We start from the raw sequence: 23363 nt of genomic DNA on the forward strand, positions 1-23363 counted from the left end.
TCCTCAGGTGTGGCGGCAGCGCGGACTAGAGCTGCTCGGTCTCGCGGTAGTCGTCGGTGTCGTAGTCCGCCTCGCCGAAGGCGTCCACGACGTGCGCCGGGTCGAAGTTCGGAGCCGAGTCCTTCAGCCCCAGGCCCATCCCGGCGAGCTTCATCTTGACCTCGTCGATCGACTTCTGACCGAAGTTGCGGATGTCGAGGAGGTCGGCCTCGGTACGCCCGATGAGCTCACCAACGGAGTTGATGCCCTCGCGCTTGAGGCAGTTGTAGGAGCGGACGGTGAGGTCCAGCTCCTCGATCGGCAGGGCCAGGTCCGCCGCCAGCTGGGCGTCCTGCGGGGACGGCCCGATGTCGATGCCCTCGGCGGTCTCGTCCAGCTCCCGGGCCAGCCCGAACAGCTCCACCAGCGTCGAGCCGGCCGAGGCCAGCGCGGTACGCGGGCCCATCGACGGCTTGGTCTCGACGTCGATGATGAGCCGGTCGAAGTCGGTACGCTGCTCGACACGGGTCGCCTCGACCCGGTACGTCACCTTGAGCACCGGCGAGTAGATCGAGTCGACCGGGATCCGGCCGATCTCGGCGCCCGCCTGCTTGTTCTGCGCCGCCGTGACGTAGCCGCGACCCCGCTCGACGGTCAGCTCCATGTCGAGCCGGCCCTTGCCGTTGAGGGTGGCGAGCTTCAGGTCCGGGTTGTGCACCGAGACACCGGCCGGGGGCTGGATGTCACCGGCGGTCACGTCGCCCGGGCCCTGCTTGCGCAGGTACATGCTGACCGGCTCGTCGTGCTCGGAGCTGACGCACAGCTCCTTGATGTTCATGACGAGCTCGACCACGTCCTCCTTGACACCGGGGATCGTGGTGAACTCGTGCAGCACACCGTCGATCTTGATCGAGGTGACCGCCGCGCCCGGGATCGAGGACAGCAGCGTACGCCGGAGCGAGTTGCCCAGCGTGTAGCCGAAGCCGGGCTCCAGCGGCTCGATGGTGAACCGGGAGCGGGTCTCGTTGATCGACTCTTCGGAGAGAGACGGTCGCTGGCTGATGAGCATCTTTTCTCTTCTCTTCCGGGGCGCCCGCTATTTGACGCCCACGACACAACTGTTCCGGTGGCCCGCCCCGGAGGACGGGCCACCGCAACGAGCCCTTACTTGGAGTAGAGCTCGACGATCAGCTGCTCCTGGACCTGGGTGTCGATCACCTGGCGGGCCGGGAGCGAGTGCACAAGGATCTTCAGCTGGCTCGGGATCGCCTCCAGCCACGCCGGAACGGTCCGCGAGCCGGCCTCACCCTGCGCCACGAGGAACGGGGTGAGCTCCTTGCTCTTGGCACGCACCTCGACGATGTCGTGCTCCTTGACGCGGTACGACGGGATGTCGACCTTCTTGCCGTTCACCGTGAAGTGGCCGTGCTTGACCAGCTGACGGGCCATGTCCCGGGACTTGGCGTAGCCGGCCCGGTAGACCACGTTGTCCAGCCGCGACTCGAGGATCTGCAGCAGGACCTCACCGGTCTTGGCTTCCTTGCTCACGGCCTCTTCGTAGTAGCCGCGGAACTGCTTCTCCAGCACGCCGTAGACACGACGGGCCTTCTGCTTCTCACGGAGCTGGAGCAGGTACTCCGTCTCCTTCGTGCGGCCGCGGCCGTGCTGCCCGGGCGGGAACGGCCGGGACTCGAACGGGCACTTCGGACCATCGCACTTGCTGCCCTTGAGGAACAGCTTCATCTTCTCCCGCCGGCAACGGCGGCAGTCAGCACCGGTGTAACGAGCCATCTCTCTCTAACCTCTCAGACCCGGCGACGCTTCGGCGGACGGCACCCGTTGTGCGGCTGCGGCGTGACGTCGGAGATCTGCCCGACCTCGAGGCCGACGGCCTGCAGCGAACGGATGGCGGTCTCCCGGCCGGAGCCGGGGCCCTTGACGAACACGTCGACCTTGCGCATGCCGTGCTCCATCGCGCGGCGCGCGGCGGCCTCGGCGGCGAGCTGCGCGGCGAACGGAGTCGACTTGCGGGAGCCCTTGAAGCCGACCTGGCCGGAGGAGGCCCAGGAGATGACCGCACCGGTCGGGTCCGTGATGGACACGATGGTGTTGTTGAAGGTGCTCTTGATGTGCGCCTGCCCGTGGGCGACGTTCTTGCGTTCCTTGCGCCGGACCTTCTTGACGGCGGCTCCGGCACGAGCCTTCGGTGGCATAAGTCTGTGCGCTCCTAGTTACTTCTTGCCGGGCTTCTTCTTGCCGGCCACGGTCCGCTTCGGGCCCTTCCGGGTCCGCGCGTTGGTCTTGGTGCGCTGGCCACGCACGGGCAGACCGCGGCGGTGCCGGATACCGGCGTAGCAGCCGATCTCGACCTTGCGGCGGATGTCAGCGGCGACCTCGCGGCGCAGGTCGCCTTCAACCTTGTAGTTGCCCTCGATGTGGTTCCGGAGCTCGACGAGCTCCTCGTCCGTGAGGTCCCGAACGCGCTTGTCCGGCGAGATGCCGGTCGCGGCGAGCGTCTCCAGGGCGCGGGTGCGACCGACCCCGAAGATGTAGGTGAGCGCGATCTCCATCCGCTTCTCGCGGGGGAGATCCACGCCGACTAGACGTGCCATGTGCGGGCGTACTCCTCGTGATGTTGTGGCGGAGGTGTGGACCCGTCCCACCCCGCTACCGGCCGTCCCTGTCCTTCCGGCGTCAAGAACGCCGGCGACCGGGATCGGTCGCTGCCCGAGCGGGCCCCGGCCTCCGACCGGGGGTCAACCACGAGGGGTACGCGCTGCGCACCCGACCGCGGCTGAGACGAGCTGGTGATGTGTGGGGCGTCAGCCCTGGCGCTGCTTGTGGCGCGGGTCGGTGCAGATGACCATGACCCGGCCGTGCCGGCGGATCACCCGGCACTTGTTGCAGATCCTCTTGACGCTCGGCTTGACCTTCACGGTTGCCTTACTTCCCATCTGGCCCGGAGCCGCGGCGGTGCGCGATCCGGACGTCGAAGACGGACACGGGTCTCCCGGCCGCCGTCAGGCTTACTTGTAGCGGTAGACGATGCGCCCGCGGGTCAGGTCGTACGGCGAGAGTTCGACGACGACCCGGTCCTCCGGCAGGATGCGGATGTAGTGCTGGCGCATCTTGCCGCTGATGTGAGCGAGCACCTTGTGGCCGTTCGCGAGCTCCACCCGGAACATGGCGTTCGGCAGGGGCTCGATGACCCGACCCTCGATCTCGATGGCTCCGTCTTTTTTCGGCATGTCCTCCGCTGTCCTGACGTCGGTTACTCCGGACGGCCCACAACGTCTTACACGGGTGAACTGACCAAGATCAGGAAACCCGCGCCAGCCGCGGCTCCGACTCCCACCGAAGCGCAGGGTGGGCATGGCGGAGTGGACGCTGTGCGCCGATCTGAAAGTGTACGCCGACCCGCACGTGCTCGCCAAACCGACCGGCGCGACAGTCACCCGGACGGCTCGGATATGACGCAGGTCACGTCTCCGGCAGTTCGCGCTTCGCCTGGCGGCGGGCCTCCCGCTCGACCCGCTTGCGCCGCCGGCGTTCGGCGTCCTTCTCCGGCGCGCCGGACGCCAGCCCCTGGACGGTCTGGTAGAGCACCACCGCGCCCCACGGGCCGAGCACCCAGAGCGGCCAGTAGTCGTCGAACTCGAACTCGCCCTCACCCAGCTGCGAGACGAACCAGATCGCGGTGAGGATCAGGGCCACCTTCAGCCAGGGGCCCCAGACCCCCAGCAGCCAGGCGCTACGCGCCCCGCTCACGGCCTCCGGGCCCGGGACCGCCACCCCGCCCTCCCCTGGCGCGCGGGGCGCCGGCAGGGGGCGTCCGGCCGGTCCGGCGCCGGGCAGGTCGGTCAGCAGCTCGTCCAGCTCGCCGTAGGTCTTCGACCCGTACGCCCGGCGCAGCCGGTCGTCGTACTCGTGCAGGTCGAGCCGGCCCTCGTTCAACGCCGCCCGGAGTCGCTCCGCGGTGGCCTCACGGTCCGCGTCGGCCGCCCGCATGCGGTTGCGCTCCTCCATGGGAGCAAGCATGTCACCCGATCGCCAGCCCGGCACGGCGCGGCCGGTCATCCGGCGGGGCCGGGGCCCTCGATCAGGCCGGTGAGTCCACCGACGTCTGCCGCCTGGTCACCAGGTCGCCCAGGCGGGCCCGTCCGCCGTCCTCGGCGGTCAGCACCCACACGCCGTCGTCCAGCAGCGCCATCGAGTGCTCGACGTGCACCGCCATCGACCCGTCCCGGGTCACCACGGTCCAGCCGTCGGACAGCTCGACCGTACGCGGCGAGCCCATCGTGATCATCGGCTCGATGGCGAGCGCCAGGCCCGGCACCAGGCGCGGCCCCTTGCCGGGACGCCCGTGGTTGAGCACGTGCGGGTCCTGGTGCATCTCGGTGCCGATGCCGTGGCCGCCGTAGCCGTCGACGATGCCGTACCGGCCGCCCTTGCGGACCGCCGTCTCGACCGCGTGCGAGATGTCGGTGAGCCGGCCCTTGCCGGAGGCCGCCCCGCGCGCCGCCGCGGCGATCCCGGCCCACATGGCGTCCTCGGCCACCGCCGTCATCCTCAGCAGCGCCGGGTCGACCTCGCCGACCGGCACCGTGACCGCCGCGTCGCCGTGCCAGCCGTCCAGCACCGCGCCGCAGTCGATCGAGATCAGGTCGCCCTCGCGCAGCACCTGCTCGGCCGACGGGATGGCGTGCACCACCTGCCGGTTGACCGAGGAGCAGATCGACGCCGGGAAGCCGTGGTAGCCCTTGAACGACGGCACGGCGCCCGCCTCGCGGATGGTCGACTCGGCGATCGCGTCCAGGTCGGCCGTCGACACGCCCGGCGCCACCGCCTCCCGCATCCGCCGCAGGGCGCGGGCGACGACCAGACCGGCGGCCCGCATCAGCTCGATCTGCTCGGGGGTCTTCAGCTGGATGTCCAGCTGGGGACGGCGCATGGTGGTGGTTACCTTTCGTCACGCGTACGCGGAGCAGCGGGGCACGTCGCACGTACCCCGCTGTTCGCACTCTATCCGCCGGGTGGCGGGTGGGACCTCAGCCGCCGTACGAGCGCAGCGCGTCGATGGCGCGGACGGTGACGTCCTCCACCGGGCCGGTCGCGTCGATGCCCACCAGCTTGCCCTGGGCGCCGTAGTAGTCGACCAGCGGCGCGGTCTTCTCGGCGTACTCCCGCAGCCGGGCGGCGATGGTCTCCGGCTTGTCGTCGTCCCGCTGGAACAGCTCCGCGCCGCAGCGGTCGCAGACGCCCTCCCGGCTCGGCGAGTCGAACTCGACGTGCCAGATCTTGCCGCAGCCGCGGCAGGTGCGCCGGCCGGACAGGCGCCGGATCACCTCGTCGTCGTCGACGACCAGCTCCAGCACCAGGTCCAGCGCGGTGCCGAGGTCGGCGAGGAGCTTGTCCAGCGCGGCGGCCTGCGGCGTGGTCCGCGGGAAGCCGTCGAGCAGGAAGCCCTCGCTCGCGTCCGGCTCGGCGAGCCGGTCTCGCACCATGTTGATGGTGACCTCGTCCGGAACCAGCTTGCCGGCGTCCATGTACCGCTTGGCCTCGACGCCCAGCGGCGTGCCCTGGGAGACGTTCGCCCGGAAGATGTCACCGGTCGAGATCTTCGGCACCGAGAGGTGCGCGGCGACGAACTCCGCCTGTGTGCCTTTGCCCGCGCCCGGCGGGCCAACCAGAACGAGTCGCATCTACCGCAGGAACCCTTCGTAGTTCCGCTGCATGAGTTGGCTCTCGATCTGCTTCACGGTCTCCAGACCGACGCCGACCATGATGAGCACAGCGGTGCCGCCGAACGGAAAGTTCTGGAACTGCTGGTTGTCGAGCCAGATGAAGAAGAAGTTCGGCAGGATCGCGACGATGCCCAGGTAGAGCGCGCCCGGCAGGGTGATCCGGCTGAGGATGAAGTCGAGGTACTCGGCGGTCGGCTTGCCGGGGCGGATGCCCGGCACGAAGCCGCCGTACTTCTTCATGTTGTCCGCGACCTCGGTCGGGTTGAACGTGATCGACACGTAGAAGTACGTGAAGAAGATGATCAGCAGGAAGTAGATCGCGATGTGCTCCGGCGCGCTCGCCTTCACGATGTGGTTCTGGATCCACGCCTGGACCTTGCCCGGGTCGTTCTGATCGAAGAACTGGAGCGCGAGCTGCGGCAGGTAGAGCAGCGACGAGGCGAAGATGACCGGGATGACACCCGCCTGGTTCACCTTCAGCGGGATGTAGGTCGACGTGCCGCCGTACATCCGCCGGCCGATCATGCGCTTGGCGTACTGCACCGGGATGCGGCGCTGCGCCTGCTCGATGAACGTGACAGCGGTGATGACCACCAGCACCAGGGCGATGACGAGGAGGAACATCCCCCAGCCCTTGGTGGTCTTGATCTTCCAGCCCTCGCTGGGGAGGCGGGCCGCGATCGAGGTGAAGATCAGCACGGACATGCCGTTGCCGACGCCCCGGTCGGTGATCAGCTCACCGAGCCACATCACCACGCCGGTGCCGGCGGTCATGGTCATGACCAGGATGCCCAGGGTCAGCCAGTTCGGGATGCCGGTGCCCTCGGGCACGATCGGGAACTGGTCGCACTGGTTGTTGAACAGCTGGCCGGAGCGGGCCAGCGCCACGAACGCCGACGCCTGGAGGACACCCAGGCCCAGCGTCAGGTAGCGGGTGTACTGCGTGATCTTGGCCTGCCCGGCCTGGCCCTCCTTGCGGAGCTGCTCCAGGCGCGGAATCACCACCGTCAGCAGCTGCAGGATGATCGACGCGGTGATGTAGGGCATGATGCCCAGCGCGAAGACCGAGAGCTGGAGCAGCGCGCCACCGGAGAACAGATCCAGCAGGTTGAGCACTCCCGTACTGCCGCCCTGCGTGGCCTCGAGACACTTCTGCACGTTGCCGTACGAGACGCCCGGGCTGGGCAGCGTGGCGCCCAGCCGGTAGACCGCGATGATGCCTACTGTGAACAGCAGCTTCTTGCGCAGGTCAGGCGTACGGAACGCACTGAGAAAGGCGGACAGCAACTTCTTCCTCCTGCGCGACGCGGGCCGCCGGTGAACGAGTCCCTGGCGGGGCGGGGTGGTGCCGGACGGAGTGTCCGGTATCCATGGCTGGGAACGGACTCTAACAGCCCGGCCCCGGTCCGGGCAGATGTGCCCGGCTACATAAACCGAATCCGATGTTACCCGGCGCACATGTGGCCGGTAGACCATGGCGCCCGCCCAGTTGCGAACAACTGAACGGGCGCCATGGACATCGCCTTACAGCTCGGTGACCGAGCCACCGGCGGCGGTGATCTTCTCCTTGGCCGACGCGCTGAACGCGTGCGCCGAGACCTGGAGAGACACGCCGCCGAGGTCGCCGGTGCCGAGCACCTTGACCGGGTGACCCTTGCGGACCGCGCCGGCCTCGACCAGCTCGACCGGGCCGACCTGGCCGCCGTTCGGGAACAGCTCGGCCAGCCGGTCCAGGTTGACCACCTGGAACACGACCTTGAACTTGTTCTTGAAGCCCTTCATCTTCGGCAGGCGCATGTGGATGGGCATCTGCCCACCCTCGAACGCCGGCGAGATGTTCTTCCGGGCCTTGGAACCCTTGGTACCGCGACCGGCGGTCTTGCCCTTGGAGCCCTCACCGCGACCCACGCGGGTCTTGTCGGTCTTGGCGCCGGGAGCCGGACGCAGGTGGTGCACCTTGATCGTCATTACTCGACCTCCTCGACCTTCACGAGGTGGTTGACCGTGAAGATCATGCCGCGGATCTCCGGCCGGTCCTCCTTGACCACCACGTCGTTGATCCGCTTGAGACCGAGCGAACGCAGCGAGTCACGCTGGTTCTTCTTGGTCCCGATCTCGGACCGGACCTGGGTGACCTTCAGGCGTGCCATCAGGACGCCACCCCCGCCCGCGACGCCAGCATGGCGGCCGGCGCGACGTCCTCGACCGGCAGACCACGACGGGCCGCGACCTGCTCCGGGGACTCGAGCCCCTTCAGGGCCGCCACCGTGGCGTGCACGATGTTGATCGGGTTGGACGAGCCGAGGCTCTTGGAGAGCACGTCGTGGATGCCCGCGCACTCCAGCACGGCACGCACCGGGCCACCGGCGATGACGCCCGTACCGGCGGAGGCCGGCTTGAGCAGCACCACACCGGCCGCCGCCTCACCCGTCACCGGGTGCGGGATCGAGGACGCGATGCGCGGCACCTTGAAGAAGTGCTTCTTGGCCTCCTCGACACCCTTGGCGATCGCCGCGGGCACCTCCTTGGCCTTTCCGTAGCCCACACCGACGGTGCCGTCGCCGTCGCCCACGATCACCAGGGCGGTGAAGCTGAAGCGACGACCACCCTTCACGACCTTGGCGACGCGGTTGATCGCGACGACCCGCTCGAGGTGCGGGGTCTTCTCGACGGGCGCGTTTCCGCGGCCGCCCTCACGGCGGTTGTCGCGGCGACCACCCTCGTTGCCACCGGACCCGCCGCCACGGCGCTGTTGACCTGGCATCAGCAGCCTTCCTTCTCTCTCGTGACGGGGTTTCTAGAACTCGAGCCCGGCTTCGCGGGCGGCGTCGGCAAGCGCGGCGACACGCCCCGCGTACCGGTTGCCACCGCGGTCGAAGACGACCTTCGAGACGCCGGCGGCCTTGGCGCGCTCGGCGAGCAGGGCGCCGACCTTGCCGGCCAGGGCGCTCTTGTCGCCCTCGGCGCCGCGCAGCGAGGCGTCCATGGTCGAGGCCGACGCCAGGGTGTGACCCTTGGTGTCGTCCACGACCTGGGCCACCACGTGGCGCAGGGAGCGGGTGACGACCAGGCGGGGACGCTCGGCGGTGCCGCTGACGTTCTTGCGGACCCGGAAGTGCCGACGCGCACGCCCGACGGCACGCTTGGCGGCGACGCCGCGGCGGCGCTTGAGCAGCGTGGCGCTCACTTCTTACCTGCCTTTCCAGCCTTGCGGCGGATGACCTCGCCCTGGTACTTCACGCCCTTGCCCTTGTAGGGCTCCGGCGGACGGATCTTCCGGATGTTGGCGGCGACCTCGCCGACCTGCTGCTTGTCGATGCCGGCCACGTGGAACAGCGTCGGCTTCTCGACCGTGAAGGTGATGCCCTCCGGCGCCGGCACCAGGACCGGGTGCGAGAACCCGAGCGCGAACTCCAGGTCCTTGCCCTTGGCGGTCACGCGGTAACCGGTACCGGCGATCTCCAGGCTCTTGCGGTAGCCCTCGGTGACACCGACGATCATGTTGGCCACCAGCGTACGGCTCAGGCCGTGCAGCTCCTTGGCCTTGCGCTCGTCGTTGGGCCGGTTGACGTGCAGCTCGCCGTCCTCGCCCCGCTCCGCCGTGATCGGCTCGGCCAGCACGTGGCTCAGTTCGCCCTTGGGGCCCTTGACCTTGACGGTCCGGCCGTCGATCGTGATGTCGACGCCGGCAGGCACCGGGATCGACTTACGTCCAATACGCGACATTTCTACCTGTCTCCCGTTACCAGACGAAGGCGAGGACTTCCCCGCCAACGCTCCGCTTGCGGGCCTGCCGGTCGGTGAGCAGCCCCTGGGACGTCGAAATGATCGCCACGCCCAGCCCGCCGAGCACCCGCGGGAGCCCGTCCGACTTGGCGTACACCCGGAGACCGGGCTTGGACACGCGCTTGATGCCGGCCAGGCTCCGCTCGCGGTTCTGGCCGTACTTCAGCTCGACGACCAGTCGCTTGCCGACGGCGCCCTCCTCGGGCTCCTCGACCGACCAGGTGGCGATGTAACCCTCGGCCTTGAGGACCTCGGCGATGTTCGCCTTGATCTTCGAGTAGGGCATCGTCACCCGGTCGTGGTACGCCTGGTTGGCGTTACGCAGACGCGTGAGCATGTCTGCGATCGGGTCGGTCATCGTCATGAAAACTCGTCAACCTTTCTCGCCGGGGTTCCCCGGGCCAGGCCCGGGGCCTACGGCGAAGAGACAGTTCAGCTGACGCGCCGGAGCGCGCCGGGCTATTACCAGGAAGCCTTGGACACGCCGGGCAGCTCACCGCGGTGGGCCATCTCCCGGATGCACACCCGGCAGAGACCGAACTTGCGGTAGACCGCCTTCGGACGCCCGCACCGCTGGCAGCGGGTGTACGCGCGAACCGAGAACTTCGGCTTCGCGGCCGCCTTGAGGATCAGCGCCTTCTTGGCCATCTCAGTTCTCCTTGAACGGGAAGCCCAGGAGCTTGAGCAGCGCCCGGCCCTCGTCGTCGGTCGTGGCGGTCGTGACCACCGTGATGTCCATGCCCCGCTGGCGATCGATCTTGTCCTGGTCGATCTCGTGGAACACCGACTGCTCGGTCAGGCCGAACGTGTAGTTGCCGTGCCCGTCGAGCTTGCGCCCGTCCAGGCCGCGGAAGTCACGGATACGCGGCAGCGCGATCGAGAGCAGCCGGTCCAGGAACTCCCACATCCGGTCGCCGCGCAGGGTGACCTTCGCGCCGATCGGCATGCCCTCGCGGAGCTTGAACTGCGCGATGGACTTCGTGGCCCGCCGGACCTGCGGCTTCTGGCCGGTGATGGTGGCCAGGTCGCGGACGGCCCCGTCGATCAGCTTGGCGTCGCGAGCGGCCTCGCCGACACCCATGTTGACGACGATCTTGACCAGCCGCGGCACCTGCATCGGGTTGGCGAACTCGAACTGCTTCTGCAGCTCGGCCACCACCTCGTTGCGGTACCGCTCCTTGAGGCGCGGCAGGGTCTTGGTTTCGGTAGCCGTGGTCATCAGAGGTCCTTACCGGTGCTACGCGCGATGCGGACCTTCTGGCCGTTGTCGTCGATCCGGTAGCCGACGCGGGTCGGCTTGCCGTCGGAGTCCAGGACCATCACGTTCGAGACGTGGATCGGGGCCTCCTGGGTGACGATGCCACCGGTCTTGGCGCCACGCTGGGTGGTGCTGATACGGGTGTGCTTCTTGACCCGGTTCACGCCCTCGACCAGGACCTTGTCCTGCCGCGGGTAGGCCGCGATGACCTTGCCCTTGGCACCCTTGTCCTTGCCGGCGATGACGACGACCGTGTCGCCCTTCTTGACCTTCACGGTCACAACACCTCCGGCGCGAGAGAGATGATCTTCATGAACCGCTTGTCCCGCAGCTCCCGGCCCACCGGGCCGAAGATACGGGTACCGCGCGGGTCCCCACCGTCCTTGATGATGACGGCGGCGTTCTCGTCGAAGCGGATGTACGACCCGTCCGGCCGCCGCTTCTCCTTGGCGGTCCGAACGACGACGGCCTTGACGACGTCGCCCTTCTTCACACCGGCACCGGGGATCGCGTCCTTGACGGTCGCCACGATGACGTCGCCGATGCTCGCGTAGCGCCGACCGGAGCCGCCGAGCACCCGGATGCACAGGATCTCCCGGGCACCCGTGTTGTCGGCGACGCGCAGTCGCGACTCCTGCTGAATCACGTCTATCTCCTATGTCTGCCGGTTCTCCGGCCGCTCGGGGCGGCCGGAGCCTGGCGGAACCTGCGCCCGACCGAGACCCGGCCGAGCTCGAGCCTTCGCTACTTGGCCTTCTCGAGGATCTCCACGAGCCGCCAGCGCTTGGTGGCGGACAGCGGCCGGGTCTCCATGATCAGGACCCGGTCGCCGATGCCGGCCGAGTTCTGCTCGTCGTGCACCTTCAGCTTGCGCGTACGGCGCATGATCTTGCCGTACAGCGCGTGCTTGACGCGGTCCTCGACCTCGACCACGACGGTCTTGTCCATCTTGTCGCTGACCACGAGGCCCTCGCGAACCTTGCGGCGGGACCGCGCGGGGGCGGTGGTGTTCTCACTCATGATGCAGTCACCTCAGTCGGCGCGGCCGAGAGACCCAGCTCACGCTCACGCATGATCGTGTAGATCCGGGCGATCTCCCGACGGATGACCTGCAGCCGCCGGTTGTTGTCCAGCTGCCCGGTTGCGGCCTGCACGCGGAGGTTGAACAGCTCCGCCTTCGCCTCGCGCAACTTCGTGACCAGCTCCTCCTCGGAGAGCTCACGCAGCTCGGAGGGCTTGACGCCCGCTGCCATCAGGATTCACCCACTTCGCGCGTAACAATGCGGCACTTCATCGGGAGCTTGTGGATCGCGCGACGCATCGCCTCTCGCGCGATCTGCTCGTTGGGGAAGGACATCTCGAAGAGAACCCGCCCCGGCTTCACGTTGGCGACCCACCACTCGGGCGAACCCTTACCGGAACCCATCCGGGTCTCGGCCGGCTTCTTGGTGAGGGCCTGGTCCGGGAAGATCGTGATCCAGACCTTGCCGCCACGCTTGATGTGGCGGGTCATCGCGATACGCGCCGACTCGATCTGGCGGTTGGTCACGTACGCCGGCTCGAGAGCCTGGATCCCGAACTCGCCGAACACCACCCGGTTACCACCCTTGGACGCGCCACTGCGGTCCGGGTGGTGCGGCTTGCGGAAGCCCTTCGGGGGCTTGCGCGGCATCAGCATCTGTCAGCCCTCCTGCTGCTGTTCTGCCGGCTGGTTACCGACCGGAGCCGAGGCGGCTGCGGCGACAGCGCTGCTGTCGACCGGGTCGCCGGCCGGCGTCTCCGCCTGCTGCGCGATGGTGGTCGCGGCAGCCCGGCCGGCCTCGGTGCCACCGGCGGTCGTACCGGACGAGCCCGAGCGGCCACGGCGCGGCCGGTCCGGCCGGTCGCCACGGTCACGGCGCGGGCCGCGCGACGGGGCAGCCTCGGCCGGGGCCTCGCGGCCCGGGACGGCGTCGCCCTTGTAGATCCAGACCTTCACGCCGATCCGGCCGAAGGTGGTACGGGCCTCGAAGAAGCCGTACTCGATGTTGGCCCGCAGCGTGTGCAGCGGAACCCGGCCCTCGCGGTAGAACTCGGTCCGGCTCATCTCGGCGCCGCCCAGACGGCCCGAGACCTGAACCCGGATGCCCTTGCAGGCGGGGTTCTTCATGGCGGACTGCATCGCCTTGCGCATGGCCCGACGGAAGCTGACCCGGCTGGACAGCTGCTCGGCGACGCCCTGGGCGACCAGCTGCGCGTCCGACTCGGGGTTCTTCACCTCGATGATGTTCAGCTGGACCTGCTTGCCGGTGAGCTTCTCCAGCTCGCCGCGGATCCGGTCGGCCTCCGCACCCTTACGGCCGATGACGATGCCCGGCCGGGCGGTGTGGATGTCGACGCGGACCCGGTCACGGGTGCGCTCGATGTCGACCTTGGAGATGCCGGCGCGCTCGAGGCCCTTGGACATCATGCGGCGGATCTTGACGTCCTCGCCGATGTAGTCCTTGTAGAGCTTGTCCGCGAACCAGCGGGACTTCCAGTCGGTCGAGATGCCGAGCCGGAACCCGGTCGGGTGAACCTTCTGACCCATTACTCGGCACCCTCCGTCGTGCTCTGCTCCTCAGCGGCCGGCTTGGCCGGAGCGGCCTTCTTCGCCGACTTCTTCGGCGTGGCCGCCGCGACCGCCTCGACCGCCACGGTGATGTGGCACGTGCGCTTGCGGATCCGGTACGCCCGGCCCTGCGCCCGCGGCCGGAACCGCTTCATGGTCGGGCCCTCGTCGACGAACGCCTCGCTGACGAGCAGCGCGTCGGGGTCCAGCCGCTCGTTGTTCTCCGCGTTGGCGATCGCGCTCGCGAGCACCTTGTACACCTGCTCGCTCGCAGCCTGCGGCGCGAACTGCAGCACCGTGAGCGCCTCCTTCGCGGGCAGGCCGCGGACGAGGTTGACCACCCGGCGCGCCTTCATCGGCGAGATGCGCACGTGCCGCGCAACCGCCCGCGCGCCCGGAAGCACCGGAGCGTCGCCCTTTCCTGGCATCGCTGTAACCCCTTGTTCCTCTATCCGTATGCCCGCGGCGTCAGCGCCGGCGGCTCTTCCGGTCGTCCTTCTCGTGACCCTTGAACGTGCGGGTCAGCGCGAACTCGCCGAGCTTGTGCCCGACCATGGCCTCGGTCACGAAGACCGGGACGTGCTTACGTCCGTCGTGCACGGCGATCGTGTGACCCAGCATCTCCGGGATGATCGTCGAGCGGCGCGACCAGGTCTTGATGACGTTCTTCGAGCCCTTGTCGTTCTGCGTCTCCACCTTCTTGAGCAGGTGGTCGTCGACGAACGGGCCCTTCTTCAGGCTGCGAGGCATGTCTTATCTCCCTCAGCCGCGCTTACGCGTGGCGTAGCGGCGGCGGACGATCAGCCGGTCGCTCGGCTGGCCCTTACGACGGGTGCGGCCCTCGGGCTTACCCTGCGGGTTGACCGGGTGGCGACCACCGGAGGTCTTACCCTCACCACCACCGTGCGGGTGGTCGACCGGGTTCATCGCGACACCACGGACGGTCGGGCGCTTGCCCTTCCACCGCATACGGCCGGCCTTACCCCAGTTGATGTTCGACTGGTCGGCGTTGCCGATCTCGCCGATGCTGGCGCGGCAGCGCACGTCCACACGCCGGATCTCACCGGACGGCATACGCAGGGTCGCGTACGCGCCCTCACGGCCGAGCAGCTGGATGCCGACGCCGGCCGAGCGGGCCAGCTTGGCGCCGCCACCCGGACGCAGCTCCACGTTGTGGATGGTGGTACCGACCGGGATGTTGCGCAGCGGCAGGTTGTTGCCCGGCTTGATGTCGGCGCCCGGACCGGACTCGACGCGGTCGCCCTGCTTCAGGTCCTTCGGCGCGATGATGTAGCGCTTCTCGCCGTCGGCGTAGTGCAGCAGCGCGATGCGCGCGGTGCGGTTCGGGTCGTACTCGATGTGGGCGACCTTCGCCGGCACGCCGTCCTTGTCGACCCGCTTGAAGTCGATCAGACGGTACTGGCGCTTGTGGCCGCCACCGTGGTGCCGCGTGGTGATCCGGCCGTGGGCGTTGCGTCCGCCCTTCTTCGGCAGCGGAGCCAGCAGCGACTTCTCGGGCGTCGACCGGGTGATCTCGGCGAAGTCGGCAACGCTCGAGCCACGCCGGCCCGGCGTCGTCGGCTTGTACTTACGGATAGCCATTGTCTACACCCCTCAGCTGACCGGGCCGCCGAAGGCCTCGATACGGTCACCGTCAGCCAGCTTCACCATCGCGCGCTTGGTGTCCTTGCGCTTGCCGAACCCGGTACGGGTCCGCTTGCGCTTGCCCTCGCGGTTGAGCGTGTTGACCGTCAGGACGCGGACGTTGAAGATCTGCTGGATAGCGATCTTGATCTCGGTCTTGTTGGCGTCCGGGTGCACCAGGAAGGTGTACCAGTTGCGGTTCAGCTCGCTGTAGCTCTTCTCCGAGACGACCGGCGCGACGATGACGTCACGCGGATCGGCGATCGTGCTCACTTGCCATCCTCCTCGGTGGTCTCGGCGGGAACGCCCAGGAACTCGTCCAGGGCCTCCTTGGTGAAGACCACGTCGTCGGCCACCAGCACGTCGTAGGTGTTGAGCTGGCCGGCCTCGATCAGGTGCACCCGGCTGTCCCGCGCGTTGCGCAGGTTCCGCAGCGACACCCAGTTCAGCTCGTCGGTGCTGCTCAGCACGACCAGGACCCGACGGGCCTGGGTCAGCTTGGTCAGCGTGGCCAGGGCCGCCTTGGTGGACGGCTTCTCGCCGGAGACGAACGCCTCGACGACGTGCACCTGGCCGGCGCGGGCCCGGTCGGAGAGGGCGCCACGCAGGGCGGCGGCCTTCATCTTCTTCGGGGTGCGCTGGCTGTAGTCGCGCGGCACCGGGCCGTGGACCACGCCACCGCCGGCGAACTGCGGCGCGCGGGTCGAGCCCTGGCGGGCACGACCGGTGCCCTTCTGCTTGTACGGCTTCCTGCCTCCACCGGAGACCTCGCCGCGGGTCTTCGTCTTGTGCGTACCCTGACGGGCCGCCGCGAGCTGGGCCACCACGACCTGGTGCATCAGGGCGATGTTGGCCTGCGCGTCGAAGATGTCGGCCGGCAGCTCGACGGAGCCGCTCTTGGCGCCTTCGACGTTGATGACGTCAACGGTGGTCACTTGGCCGCACCGCCCTTCTTCACCTTCGCCTTGGCCGCAGTGCGGACCAGGACCAGCGCGCCCTTCGGGCCGGGGATGGCGCCGCGGACGAGCAGGAGGTTGTTCTCGGTGTCGACCGCCTGGACGGTCAGGTTCTGGACGGTGTAGCGCACGCCACCCATCCGGCCCGCCATCCGGGTGCCCTTGAAGACGCGACCCGGGGTCGCGCAGGCGCCGATCGAGCCGGGCGAGCGGTGCTTGCGCTCGACACCGTGGCTGGCACGCAGACCGTGGAAGCCGTGCCGCTTCATCGGGCCGGCGTAGCCCTTGCCCTTGGTCTTGCCGGTCACGTCGATCACGACGCCGGCCGGGAACTCCTCGACCGTGACCTCCTGGCCCGGCGCGTAGTCCGCGGCGTCGGAGGTGCGCAGCTCGACGATGTGCCGGCGCGGCGCGACGTCCGCCTTGGCGTAGTGGCCGGCGACCGGCTTCTTGACCTTGCGCGGGTCGATGACCCCGTACGCCAGCTGGACCGCGGAGTAGCCGTCCTTGTCGGCGCTACGAACCTGGCTCACGACGCACGGGCCGGCCTGAACCACGGTCACGGGCACAACCTTGTTGTTGTCCCAGACCTGGGTCATGCCGAGCTTGGCGCCCAGGATCCCCTTGACTTGCCTGTCCATTTGTCCGGTCCCTACAGCTTGATCTCGATGTCGACGCCAGCCGGCAGGTCGAGGCGCATGAGCGAGTCGACCGTCTTCGGGGTCGGGTCGATGATGTCGATCAGACGCTTGTGCGTACGCATCTCGAAGTGCTCGCGCGAGTCCTTGTACTTGTGCGGCGAGCGGATGACGCAGAAACGGTTGATCTCCGTGGGCAGCGGCACCGGGCCAGCGACCTGCGCCCCGGTACGCGTCACCGTCTCGACGATCTTCCGAGCCGAGGAGTCGACGACCTCGTGGTCATAGGCCTTGAGCCGGATGCGGATCTTCTGTCCCGCCATGGTGGCTTCTGTTCCTTCTCTCGATGCCGCTGTGTTGCGGGCGCCTGTACCGGCTGGCACAGGCCCACTTCCGCCGACCCCCGCGGTCGGGCGTGTCGCGCCCGTGGGCCAGGCTCCGCCCCGGGACTCCGGAGCGATTCGCTGACCACGCGGTGGGTCATGGCGCCGATCGCGGGGACCGCGACCTGAACGCCGCGCGAGGGTGGTTGACCGCCGATGGCGACCAACCACCCTACGCGAGACAGTCTGACTCCCGGAGGTCCAGCCTCAACCGGACGCAGGCGACTGACCGTCGTTACGCAACCTGACTAGTATGCCGCACGACCGGCGGCGACGCTAATCGGGGTTACCCAGCTCACTTGATGATCTTGGTGACGCGACCCGCGCCGACCGTACGACCACCCTCGCGGATCGCGAACTTCAGGTTCTCCTCCATGGCGATGGGCTGGATCAGCTTCACCGTCATCGAGGTGTTGTCGCCCGGCATGACCATCTCGGTGCCCTCGGGCAGCGTGACGACGCCGGTGACGTCCGTGGTCCGGAAGTAGAACTGCGGGCGGTAGTTCTGGAAGAACGGGGTGTGCCGGCCGCCCTCCTCCTTGGAGAGGATGTAGACCGTCGCCTCGAACTCCGTGTGCGGGGTCGTGGTGCCCGGCTTGATGACGACCATGCCGCGCTCGACGTCCTCGCGCTTGATGCCGCGCAGCAGCAGACCGACGTTCTCACCCGCGCGGGCCTCGTCGAGCAGCTTGCGGAACATCTCGATGCCGGTGCAGGTGGTCTTCATCGACTTCTCACGGATGCCGACGATCTCCACCTCCTCGTTCGGCTTGAGGATGCCGCGCTCGGCGCGACCGGTGACCACGGTGCCGCGACCGGTGATCGTGAAGACGTCCTCGATGGGCATGAGGAACGGCTTCTCGGTCTCGCGCTCCGGCTGCGGGATCGCGGTGTCCACGGCGTTCATCAGGTCCAGGAGCTTCCCGGTCCACTCCGGGTCACCCTCGAGGGCCTTCAGCGCCGAGACCCGGACGACCGGCAGGTCGTCACCCGGGTACTCCTGCGAGGAGAGCAGCTCACGGACCTCGAGCTCGACGAGCTCCAGGAGCTCCTCGTCGTCGACCATGTCGCTCTTGTTGAGCGCCACGACGATGTACGGCACACCGACCTGACGGGCCAGCAGCACGTGCTCGCGGGTCTGCGGCATCGGGCCGTCGGTCGCCGCCACCACCAGGATCGCGCCGTCCATCTGCGCGGCACCGGTGATCATGTTCTTGATGTAGTCGGCGTGACCGGGGCAGTCGACGTGCGCGTAGTGACGCGCCTCGGTCTGGTACTCGACGTGCGCGATGGAGATCGTGATGCCGCGGGCCTTCTCCTCCGGCGCCTTGTCGATCTCGTCGAACGGCGTGTACGGGTTCAGGTCCGGGTACTGGTCGTGCAGGACCTTGGTGATGGCCGCCGTCAGCGTCGTCTTACCGTGGTCGATGTGACCAATGGTGCCGATGTTGACGTGCGGCTTAGTCCGCTCGAACTTCGCCTTCGCCACTGGTGTCCTCCTGTGGACTTTCTTGGTTCGTTCGCCCCGGCGCGCCGTTCGGCGCTTAGGACTCTGTCGACAGCCTTTCCGGCCGGAAGGCCGGAGAGCTTTTGTGGGTTCTGCGGCGATGAAGCCTACAGGCCCGGTCTCACGCAACCCGATCGAGGTGGCCGCGGGCGGGAGAACCCTCCCGCGACCGCCCTCGCGTCATCGGATCAGCCGAGGGTGAGTGTCACTCACCCGTCGACTTGGCGATGATCTCCTTGGCCACCGAGGCCGGAACCTCGGCGTAGGAGTCGAACTGCATGCTGTAGCTAGCCCGGCCCTGGGTCTTCGACCGCAGGTCGCCGACGTAGCCGAACATCTCCGACAGCGGCACCAGAGCCCGGACGACGCGAGCGCCGCTGCGCTCCTCCATCGCCTGGATGATGCCACGCCGGGAGTTGAGGTCGCCGATGACGTCACCCATGTTCTCCTCAGGAGTGGTGACCTCAACGGCCATCATCGGCTCGAGGAGAGCGGGGTCGGCCTTGCGGGCCGCCTCCTTCATCGCCATCGAGCCGGCGATCTTGAACGCCATCTCCGACGAGTCGACCTCGTGGTACTGGCCGTCCACCAGGGTGAGCTTGACGCCCACCAGGGGGAAGCCGGCGAGGATGCCGTACTGCATGGCGTCCTGCGCGCCCGCGTCCACCGAGGGGATGAACTCCCGGGGGATGCGGCCACCGGTCACCGCGTTGGCGAACTCGTACGTCGGGGCGTCGTTGCCCAGCGGCAGCGGCTCCACGCTGATGATCACGCGGGCGTACTGGCCGGAACCACCGGTCTGCTTCTTGTGGGTGTACTCGACCTTCTCCACCTTGCGGCGGATGGTCTCGCGGTACGCCACCTGCGGCTTACCGATGTTCGCCTCGACGTTGAACTCGCGGCGCATCCGGTCGACCAGGATGTCCAGGTGCAGCTCGCCCATGCCGGAGATGACCGTCTGACCGGTCTGGTCGTCCAGCTTGACGCGGAAGGTCGGGTCCTCCTCGGCCAGCCGCTGGATGGCGGTGCTGAGCTTCTCCTGGTCGGCCTTGGTCTTCGGCTCGATGGCCACCTCGATGACCGGCTCCGGGAAGGTCATCGACTCCAGGATGACCGGGTTCGCCGGGTCGCACAGGGTGTCACCGGTGGTGGTCTGCTTCAGACCCTGCACCGCGATGATGTCGCCGGCCTGGGCGGAGCTGCGCTCCTCCCGCTTGTTGGCGTGCATCTGGTAGATCTTGCCGATCCGCTCCTTGCGGTCCTTGGTGGAGTTGATCACCTGAGAACCGGACTCGAGCGTGCCGGAGTAGATCCGGACGTACGTCAGCTTGCCGAGGTGCTTGTCGGTCTGGATCTTGAAGGCCAGGCCGGAGAACGGCTCGGAGACCGAGGGCTTCCGCTGCAGCGGGGTCTCGCCGTCGGTGGCCGTACCCTCGATCGCCGGGATGTCCAGCGGCGAGGGCAGGTACGCGACGACCGCGTCCAGCATCGGCTGGATGCCCTTGTTCTTGAAGGCGGTACCGGTGAGGACCGGGTTGGCCTTGCCGGCGATGGTGGACCGGCGGATGGCGGCCTTGATCTCGTCGACCGAGATCTCCTCGCCCTCGAGGTACTTCTCCATCACCGAGTCGTCGACGTCGGCGAGGGTCTCCATCAGCTTCTCGCGCCACTCCGCGGCCGAGTCGGCGAGGTCGGCCGGGATCTCCTCGACCGCGTAGTCCTCACCCTTCTGGGTCTCGCCGCGCCAGGTCAGCGCACGCATCTCGACCAGGTCGACCACGCCGATGAAGTCGGACTCGGCGCCGATCGGGATCTGGAGGACCAGCGGGGTGGCGTTGAGCCGGTCGATCATCATCTGCACGCAGCGGAAGAAGTCGGCGCCGGTCCGGTCGAGCTTGTTGACGAAGCACATCCGGGGGACGTTGTACTTGTCCGCCTGCCGCCAGACGTTCTCCGTCTGGGGCTCCACGCCGGCCACGCCGTCGTAGACCGCGACCGCACCGTCCAGAACACGCAGCGACCGCTCGACCTCGACCGTGAAGTCGACGTGGCCGGGCGTGTCGATGATCTGGATCGTGTGGCCCTTCCACTCGCACTTGGTGGCGGCGGAAGTGATGGTGATACCGCGCTCCTGCTCCTGCTCCATCCAGTCCATGACGGCGGCGCCCTCGTGGACCTCACCGATCTTGTACGTGATGCCGGTGTAGAACAGGATTCGCTCGGTGGTAGTGGTCTTACCGGCATCGATGTGGGCCATGATGCCGATGTTGCGTACGTTGGCGAGCGCGTCTGCGGCGGCCACTTCAATCCCTACTTATCGTCGTCTCGACACAACTGGTGGCGGTTCCGGCGCCGGGTGGGCGCCGGAACCTCAGGTGTTACCAGCGGTAGTGCGCGAAGGCCTTGTTGGACTCGGCCATCTTGTGCGTGTCCTCACGCCGCTTGACGGCGGCGCCGAGGCCGTTGCTCGCGTCCAGCAGCTCGTTCATCAGCCGCTCGACCATGGTCTTCTCGCGCCGCGCCCGGGAGTAGGTCACCAGCCAGCGCAGACCGAGCGTGGTCGCGCGGGACGGCCGGACCTCGACCGGAACCTGGTAGGTGGCGCCACCGACACGGCGGCTGCGCACCTCGAGGGTCGGCTTGACGTTGTCCATCGCGCGCTTGAGCGTGACGACGGGGTCGGTGCCGGACTTCTCGCGGCAGCCCTCCAGGGCGGCGTACACGATGCGCTCGGCGAGCTGACGCTTGCCGCGCAGCAGGATCTTGTTCACCAGCTGGGTGACCAGGGGCGAGTTGTACACCGGGTCAGCGACCAGCGGCTTCCGCGGAGCGGGTCCCTTACGCGGCATGTCAGCTCTTCTCCTTCTTCGCGCCGTAGCGGCTGCGAGCCTGCTTGCGGTTGCGGACACCCTGGGTGTCCAGCGAACCGCGCACGATCTTGTACCGCACGCCCGGGAGGTCCTTCACACGACCACCGCGCACGAGCACGATCGAGTGCTCCTGGAGGTTGTGGCCGACGCCCGGGATGTAGGCGGTCACCTCGATCTGGCTGCTGAGCTTGACACGAGCGACCTTGCGCAGCGCCGAGTTCGGCTTCTTCGGGGTGGTGGTGTACACACGGGTGCACACGCCGCGCCGCTGGGGAGAACCCTTGAGCGCCGGGGTCTTGGTCTTGGTCGTCTTGGCCTGACGGCCCTTTCGGACCAACTGCTGAATGGTGGGCACCGGGTTTCTCCGCTCCCTTCGGCCGCTGCGAGGCGACCGCGCCGTCTGCTCCAGCCGTCCGGGTGGGCGGCTCTCCTACATTCCAACCAGGGCCGCCTGACGGCTCCCCAGCACCCGCGGTCGGGCGTGTCGCCCGAGTCACGGTTCCGGTGCCGGCCGCTGACGCGTCGTACCGGATCTTCTGGTCTTGGTGGTGCGACCGCGCGATCACCGGCTGACCGGTTCCAGCGCACGCACGCATTGCCCGGGCGGGCCCGGGCACAAGGGGAAAGAGTACCTACCACAGCCGCGCCGGTCAAAACGGATGGGTCGGGAAGGACCGCTGTGCGGTCCGCCGCCCGGTCTCCGGGTCGCCGATGCGCCGGTGATGGGCACCTACAGTGACAAGTGTACCGGCTCGTCCGCCGCGCGACCCGGCGGCCCCGACACCGCCCGCCCTTCGGGCACCCGGACATACCGCACAAGGCAGGTCACCGGCCGCAGGCGTCGCAGACGCGGCGTCACGTGATCTGCACCACCAGGGCCAGCGCGAGCCCGATCAGGCCGAACAGCAGGCCCGCCGCCCCGCAGGAGATCCCCGCCACGGCCAGGCCGGCGCCGGTGAAGCGCACCGACGGCGGCGGCGCCGGCCGCCGGATCTGCCGCCGGGCGAGCAGCCCGGCCACCATCGCGCCGACGCCGATCAGCCCGCCCAGCACGGTGAACGCGCCCGCCGCCCAGGCGCCGCCGACGTTGCGGCCGGCCAGGCCGAAGCACAACACCAGCAGCGACACCCCGATCGCGGCGATACCTGCGACGAGCGACCCGATCGCCAGGCCCGAGGTGACCGGCGGCACGTCGAGGTGGACCACGCCGAACGGCGTACCCGGCACCGCGTCGACCCGCTTCGGCGGCCGCGGCGTCTCGGCCGGCGGGGGCGGAAGCGCCGGCCCGCCGTGCGGGCCCCAGCCACCGTGGCCGGGCGCGCTCCCCGGCGCCGGCCACCCGCCGCCGTGCGCCGGCGGACTCCCCGGGTACGCCCCGAACGCCGGCCCGTGCGCCGGTGGACCCCCCGGGTACGCCCCGAACGCCGGCGCGGACGCGGGACCCGGCGGGTACGGCCCGGGGCGGGTCGGGTCGCCTCCCGGCGCGGCCGGTTCCGTCACGGGGTCCTCCTGTCCACACGCCCGCCGCGCGGCGGACACCGGCCAGGCTACCGTCGCCGATCATTGCGGGGCGGGCGGGCGCGGGCCCGCTCCCCCACCGGGTCAGTCGAAGTTCGGCGCGAAGTCGTGGCCGAACGACGCGTCCGCGGCCCGGACCACACCGATCACCACCGCCGCGACCACCGCGGCGGCGGTCAGCACCAGTCCGGTCCGCGCCATCTGCTCGCCGCGCCGCAGCCAGTCCGCGCCGGTGAGATAGCCACCCGACGCGTACGCCTCCCGGCGGGCCTGCCGGGCGAGCACGAGCGCGATGGTGGCCGGCACCGCCCCGCCGATGAAGAAGCCGGTGAGCGCGCCGATCAGCCCGAGCGCGAAGACGGCGCGGGCCTTCGTGGAGCGGACCGGTTCCGGATCGTGCGGATGGCGGTACGCCTGCGGCACGACGGGCGCCTGCCCGGGCACGGTCGTCATGCCTCCATCATGCCCCGGATCCGCCCCCGGTCCCGGC

37 protein-coding genes are annotated in these 23363 nt (G+C 68.8%); all 37 read right to left on the reverse strand.

Annotation, left to right across the window (positions count from 1 at the left end; all coding sequences use genetic code 11):
• Positions 1 to 25: 25 nt before the first annotated feature.
• The 37 genes from SM452_RS02450 to SM452_RS02630 all read right to left on the reverse strand — a co-directional run bounded on the left by SM452_RS02450 (position 26) and on the right by SM452_RS02630 (position 23326).
• Positions 26 to 1048, reverse strand: a complete 1023-nt coding sequence (locus SM452_RS02450) for a DNA-directed RNA polymerase subunit alpha (RefSeq protein ID WP_007073009.1) — start codon at positions 1046 to 1048, stop codon at positions 26 to 28.
• 95 nt (positions 1049 to 1143) lie between these two features.
• The gene (rpsD, locus tag SM452_RS02455) at positions 1144 to 1770 is read right to left on the reverse strand and encodes a 30S ribosomal protein S4 (protein ID WP_018784565.1); all 627 of its coding nucleotides are present in this window, start codon (positions 1768 to 1770) and stop codon (positions 1144 to 1146) included.
• 14 nt (positions 1771 to 1784) lie between these two features.
• Entirely contained in the window at positions 1785 to 2192 is a 408-nt protein-coding gene (gene rpsK, locus SM452_RS02460; protein WP_013288613.1) for a 30S ribosomal protein S11, read from the reverse strand.
• Between the two features lie 18 nt (positions 2193 to 2210).
• A complete protein-coding gene (gene rpsM, locus SM452_RS02465; protein WP_013288614.1) occupies positions 2211 to 2591 on the reverse strand; it encodes a 30S ribosomal protein S13 in 381 nt (126 codons plus the stop codon).
• A gap of 210 nt (positions 2592 to 2801) precedes the next feature.
• A complete protein-coding gene (gene rpmJ, locus SM452_RS02470; RefSeq protein ID WP_012184307.1) occupies positions 2802 to 2915 on the reverse strand; it encodes a 50S ribosomal protein L36 in 114 nt (37 codons plus the stop codon).
• A gap of 90 nt (positions 2916 to 3005) precedes the next feature.
• A complete protein-coding gene (infA, locus tag SM452_RS02475; protein ID WP_007073013.1) occupies positions 3006 to 3227 on the reverse strand; it encodes a translation initiation factor IF-1 in 222 nt (73 codons plus the stop codon).
• Positions 3228 to 3459: 232 nt separating this feature from the next.
• Positions 3460 to 3987 carry a DUF1707 SHOCT-like domain-containing protein gene (locus SM452_RS02480; RefSeq protein ID WP_262013267.1) on the reverse strand — a complete coding sequence of 176 codons (528 nt, stop codon included), beginning with the start codon at positions 3985 to 3987 and terminating at the stop codon, positions 3460 to 3462.
• Positions 3988 to 4078: 91 nt separating this feature from the next.
• The gene (map, locus tag SM452_RS02485; RefSeq protein ID WP_355506165.1) at positions 4079 to 4930 is read right to left on the reverse strand and encodes a type I methionyl aminopeptidase; all 852 of its coding nucleotides are present in this window, start codon (positions 4928 to 4930) and stop codon (positions 4079 to 4081) included.
• Between the two features lie 97 nt (positions 4931 to 5027).
• Entirely contained in the window at positions 5028 to 5681 is a 654-nt protein-coding gene (locus SM452_RS02490) for an adenylate kinase (RefSeq protein WP_013288618.1), read from the reverse strand.
• Entirely contained in the window at positions 5682 to 7010 is a 1329-nt protein-coding gene (gene secY, locus SM452_RS02495; protein ID WP_355506162.1) for a preprotein translocase subunit SecY, read from the reverse strand.
• 237 nt (positions 7011 to 7247) lie between these two features.
• The gene (rplO, locus tag SM452_RS02500; protein ID WP_018784561.1) at positions 7248 to 7691 is read right to left on the reverse strand and encodes a 50S ribosomal protein L15; all 444 of its coding nucleotides are present in this window, start codon (positions 7689 to 7691) and stop codon (positions 7248 to 7250) included.
• On the reverse strand, positions 7691 to 7873 hold the full coding sequence (gene rpmD / locus SM452_RS02505) for a 50S ribosomal protein L30 (RefSeq protein WP_013473693.1): 183 nt from the start codon (positions 7871 to 7873) through the stop codon (positions 7691 to 7693). The genes rplO and rpmD overlap by 1 nt, the downstream gene beginning before the upstream one ends.
• Complete coding sequence (rpsE, locus tag SM452_RS02510; protein ID WP_135242070.1) at positions 7873 to 8487, reverse strand: 30S ribosomal protein S5; 615 nt, start codon at positions 8485 to 8487, stop codon at positions 7873 to 7875. Before rpsE ends, rpmD begins: the two co-directional genes overlap by 1 nt.
• Positions 8488 to 8520: 33 nt before the next feature.
• Positions 8521 to 8910 (reverse strand): 50S ribosomal protein L18, encoded by a 390-nt coding sequence (rplR, locus tag SM452_RS02515; protein ID WP_013288622.1) that lies wholly within the window; start codon positions 8908 to 8910, stop codon positions 8521 to 8523.
• Entirely contained in the window at positions 8907 to 9449 is a 543-nt protein-coding gene (gene rplF, locus SM452_RS02520; protein WP_013288623.1) for a 50S ribosomal protein L6, read from the reverse strand. Before rplF ends, rplR begins: the two co-directional genes overlap by 4 nt.
• Before the next feature lie 16 nt (positions 9450 to 9465).
• On the reverse strand, positions 9466 to 9873 hold the full coding sequence (rpsH, locus tag SM452_RS02525) for a 30S ribosomal protein S8 (RefSeq protein ID WP_013288624.1): 408 nt from the start codon (positions 9871 to 9873) through the stop codon (positions 9466 to 9468).
• A gap of 98 nt (positions 9874 to 9971) precedes the next feature.
• The gene (locus tag SM452_RS02530) at positions 9972 to 10157 is read right to left on the reverse strand and encodes a type Z 30S ribosomal protein S14 (RefSeq protein WP_007073023.1); all 186 of its coding nucleotides are present in this window, start codon (positions 10155 to 10157) and stop codon (positions 9972 to 9974) included.
• Position 10158: 1 nt separating this feature from the next.
• Positions 10159 to 10728 carry a 50S ribosomal protein L5 gene (gene rplE, locus SM452_RS02535; protein WP_018784556.1) on the reverse strand — a complete coding sequence of 190 codons (570 nt, stop codon included), beginning with the start codon at positions 10726 to 10728 and terminating at the stop codon, positions 10159 to 10161.
• Positions 10728 to 11048 carry a 50S ribosomal protein L24 gene (rplX, locus tag SM452_RS02540; protein ID WP_013288626.1) on the reverse strand — a complete coding sequence of 107 codons (321 nt, stop codon included), beginning with the start codon at positions 11046 to 11048 and terminating at the stop codon, positions 10728 to 10730. The genes rplE and rplX overlap by 1 nt, the downstream gene beginning before the upstream one ends.
• Positions 11045 to 11413 (reverse strand): 50S ribosomal protein L14, encoded by a 369-nt coding sequence (gene rplN / locus SM452_RS02545; protein WP_007073026.1) that lies wholly within the window; start codon positions 11411 to 11413, stop codon positions 11045 to 11047. The genes rplX and rplN overlap by 4 nt, the downstream gene beginning before the upstream one ends.
• 98 nt (positions 11414 to 11511) lie before the next feature.
• Positions 11512 to 11787: a 30S ribosomal protein S17 gene (gene rpsQ, locus SM452_RS02550; protein ID WP_128137051.1), complete on the reverse strand. Its 276-nt coding sequence runs from the start codon at positions 11785 to 11787 to the stop codon at positions 11512 to 11514.
• Positions 11784 to 12020, reverse strand: coding sequence for a 50S ribosomal protein L29 (rpmC, locus tag SM452_RS02555; RefSeq protein ID WP_013288628.1), 237 nt, complete (start codon positions 12018 to 12020; stop codon positions 11784 to 11786). Before rpmC ends, rpsQ begins: the two co-directional genes overlap by 4 nt.
• Entirely contained in the window at positions 12020 to 12445 is a 426-nt protein-coding gene (rplP, locus tag SM452_RS02560) for a 50S ribosomal protein L16 (protein WP_007465292.1), read from the reverse strand. Before rplP ends, rpmC begins: the two co-directional genes overlap by 1 nt.
• Before the next feature lie 3 nt (positions 12446 to 12448).
• On the reverse strand, positions 12449 to 13336 hold the full coding sequence (rpsC, locus tag SM452_RS02565) for a 30S ribosomal protein S3 (protein ID WP_262013091.1): 888 nt from the start codon (positions 13334 to 13336) through the stop codon (positions 12449 to 12451).
• Complete coding sequence (rplV, locus tag SM452_RS02570; RefSeq protein WP_013288630.1) at positions 13336 to 13785, reverse strand: 50S ribosomal protein L22; 450 nt, start codon at positions 13783 to 13785, stop codon at positions 13336 to 13338. Before rplV ends, rpsC begins: the two co-directional genes overlap by 1 nt.
• 40 nt (positions 13786 to 13825) lie before the next feature.
• Entirely contained in the window at positions 13826 to 14107 is a 282-nt protein-coding gene (gene rpsS, locus SM452_RS02575; protein WP_007073032.1) for a 30S ribosomal protein S19, read from the reverse strand.
• A 12-nt stretch (positions 14108 to 14119) separates the two neighbouring features.
• Positions 14120 to 14959 (reverse strand): 50S ribosomal protein L2, encoded by an 840-nt coding sequence (gene rplB / locus SM452_RS02580; protein WP_013288631.1) that lies wholly within the window; start codon positions 14957 to 14959, stop codon positions 14120 to 14122.
• A gap of 12 nt (positions 14960 to 14971) precedes the next feature.
• On the reverse strand, positions 14972 to 15274 hold the full coding sequence (gene rplW, locus SM452_RS02585) for a 50S ribosomal protein L23 (protein WP_013288632.1): 303 nt from the start codon (positions 15272 to 15274) through the stop codon (positions 14972 to 14974).
• On the reverse strand, positions 15271 to 15936 hold the full coding sequence (rplD, locus tag SM452_RS02590) for a 50S ribosomal protein L4 (protein ID WP_047891644.1): 666 nt from the start codon (positions 15934 to 15936) through the stop codon (positions 15271 to 15273). Before rplD ends, rplW begins: the two co-directional genes overlap by 4 nt.
• Positions 15933 to 16598, reverse strand: coding sequence for a 50S ribosomal protein L3 (gene rplC, locus SM452_RS02595; RefSeq protein WP_120573086.1), 666 nt, complete (start codon positions 16596 to 16598; stop codon positions 15933 to 15935). The genes rplD and rplC overlap by 4 nt, the downstream gene beginning before the upstream one ends.
• A gap of 11 nt (positions 16599 to 16609) precedes the next feature.
• On the reverse strand, positions 16610 to 16918 hold the full coding sequence (rpsJ, locus tag SM452_RS02600) for a 30S ribosomal protein S10 (protein ID WP_007073037.1): 309 nt from the start codon (positions 16916 to 16918) through the stop codon (positions 16610 to 16612).
• Positions 16919 to 17273: 355 nt separating this feature from the next.
• Positions 17274 to 18467 carry an elongation factor Tu gene (gene tuf / locus SM452_RS02605; protein ID WP_013288635.1) on the reverse strand — a complete coding sequence of 398 codons (1194 nt, stop codon included), beginning with the start codon at positions 18465 to 18467 and terminating at the stop codon, positions 17274 to 17276.
• Between the two features lie 223 nt (positions 18468 to 18690).
• Entirely contained in the window at positions 18691 to 20787 is a 2097-nt protein-coding gene (fusA, locus tag SM452_RS02610; protein WP_262013092.1) for an elongation factor G, read from the reverse strand.
• A 76-nt stretch (positions 20788 to 20863) separates the two neighbouring features.
• Entirely contained in the window at positions 20864 to 21334 is a 471-nt protein-coding gene (rpsG, locus tag SM452_RS02615) for a 30S ribosomal protein S7 (RefSeq protein WP_013288637.1), read from the reverse strand.
• 1 nt (position 21335) lies between these two features.
• Positions 21336 to 21710 carry a 30S ribosomal protein S12 gene (gene rpsL / locus SM452_RS02620; RefSeq protein ID WP_007465318.1) on the reverse strand — a complete coding sequence of 125 codons (375 nt, stop codon included), beginning with the start codon at positions 21708 to 21710 and terminating at the stop codon, positions 21336 to 21338.
• Between the two features lie 500 nt (positions 21711 to 22210).
• Entirely contained in the window at positions 22211 to 22582 is a 372-nt protein-coding gene (locus SM452_RS02625; protein WP_194801541.1) for a hypothetical protein, read from the reverse strand.
• 375 nt (positions 22583 to 22957) lie between these two features.
• Entirely contained in the window at positions 22958 to 23326 is a 369-nt protein-coding gene (locus tag SM452_RS02630; protein WP_167796934.1) for a hypothetical protein, read from the reverse strand.
• Positions 23327 to 23363 lie beyond the last annotated feature (37 nt).

Source organism: Micromonospora sp. SYSU B005 (genome assembly GCF_055362685.1).

Coding starts and splice junctions, on each gene's coding strand:
- SM452_RS02450 (WP_007073009.1), bottom strand. CDS start 1,048: ATGCTCATCAGCCAGCGACCGTCTCTCTCCGAAGAGTCGATCAACGAG.
- rpsD (WP_018784565.1), bottom strand. CDS start 1,770: ATGGCTCGTTACACCGGTGCTGACTGCCGCCGTTGCCGGCGGGAGAAG.
- rpsK (WP_013288613.1), bottom strand. CDS start 2,192: ATGCCACCGAAGGCTCGTGCCGGAGCCGCCGTCAAGAAGGTCCGGCGC.
- rpsM (WP_013288614.1), bottom strand. CDS start 2,591: ATGGCACGTCTAGTCGGCGTGGATCTCCCCCGCGAGAAGCGGATGGAG.
- infA (WP_007073013.1), bottom strand. CDS start 3,227: ATGCCGAAAAAAGACGGAGCCATCGAGATCGAGGGTCGGGTCATCGAG.
- SM452_RS02480 (WP_262013267.1), bottom strand. CDS start 3,987: ATGCGGGCGGCCGACGCGGACCGTGAGGCCACCGCGGAGCGACTCCGG.
- map (WP_355506165.1), bottom strand. CDS start 4,930: ATGCGCCGTCCCCAGCTGGACATCCAGCTGAAGACCCCCGAGCAGATC.
- SM452_RS02490 (WP_013288618.1), bottom strand. CDS start 5,681: ATGCGACTCGTTCTGGTTGGCCCGCCGGGCGCGGGCAAAGGCACACAG.
- rplO (WP_018784561.1), bottom strand. CDS start 7,691: ATGACGATCAAGGTGCACCACCTGCGTCCGGCTCCCGGCGCCAAGACC.
- rpmD (WP_013473693.1), bottom strand. CDS start 7,873: ATGGCACGCCTGAAGGTCACCCAGGTCCGGTCCGAGATCGGGACCAAG.
- rpsE (WP_135242070.1), bottom strand. CDS start 8,487: ATGCCAGGTCAACAGCGCCGTGGCGGCGGGTCCGGTGGCAACGAGGGT.
- rplF (WP_013288623.1), bottom strand. CDS start 9,449: ATGTCGCGTATTGGACGTAAGTCGATCCCGGTGCCTGCCGGCGTCGAC.
- rpsH (WP_013288624.1), bottom strand. CDS start 9,873: ATGACGATGACCGACCCGATCGCAGACATGCTCACGCGTCTGCGTAAC.
- SM452_RS02530 (WP_007073023.1), bottom strand. CDS start 10,157: ATGGCCAAGAAGGCGCTGATCCTCAAGGCGGCCGCGAAGCCGAAGTTC.
- rplE (WP_018784556.1), bottom strand. CDS start 10,728: ATGACCACGGCTACCGAAACCAAGACCCTGCCGCGCCTCAAGGAGCGG.
- rpsQ (WP_128137051.1), bottom strand. CDS start 11,787: ATGAGTGAGAACACCACCGCCCCCGCGCGGTCCCGCCGCAAGGTTCGC.
- rpmC (WP_013288628.1), bottom strand. CDS start 12,020: ATGGCAGCGGGCGTCAAGCCCTCCGAGCTGCGTGAGCTCTCCGAGGAG.
- rplP (WP_007465292.1), bottom strand. CDS start 12,445: ATGCTGATGCCGCGCAAGCCCCCGAAGGGCTTCCGCAAGCCGCACCAC.
- rpsC (WP_262013091.1), bottom strand. CDS start 13,336: ATGGGTCAGAAGGTTCACCCGACCGGGTTCCGGCTCGGCATCTCGACC.
- rplV (WP_013288630.1), bottom strand. CDS start 13,785: ATGCCAGGAAAGGGCGACGCTCCGGTGCTTCCGGGCGCGCGGGCGGTT.
- rpsS (WP_007073032.1), bottom strand. CDS start 14,107: ATGCCTCGCAGCCTGAAGAAGGGCCCGTTCGTCGACGACCACCTGCTC.
- rplB (WP_013288631.1), bottom strand. CDS start 14,959: ATGGCTATCCGTAAGTACAAGCCGACGACGCCGGGCCGGCGTGGCTCG.
- rplC (WP_120573086.1), bottom strand. CDS start 16,598: ATGGACAGGCAAGTCAAGGGGATCCTGGGCGCCAAGCTCGGCATGACC.
- rpsJ (WP_007073037.1), bottom strand. CDS start 16,918: ATGGCGGGACAGAAGATCCGCATCCGGCTCAAGGCCTATGACCACGAG.
- rpsG (WP_013288637.1), bottom strand. CDS start 21,334: ATGCCGCGTAAGGGACCCGCTCCGCGGAAGCCGCTGGTCGCTGACCCG.
- SM452_RS02630 (WP_167796934.1), bottom strand. CDS start 23,326: ATGACGACCGTGCCCGGGCAGGCGCCCGTCGTGCCGCAGGCGTACCGC.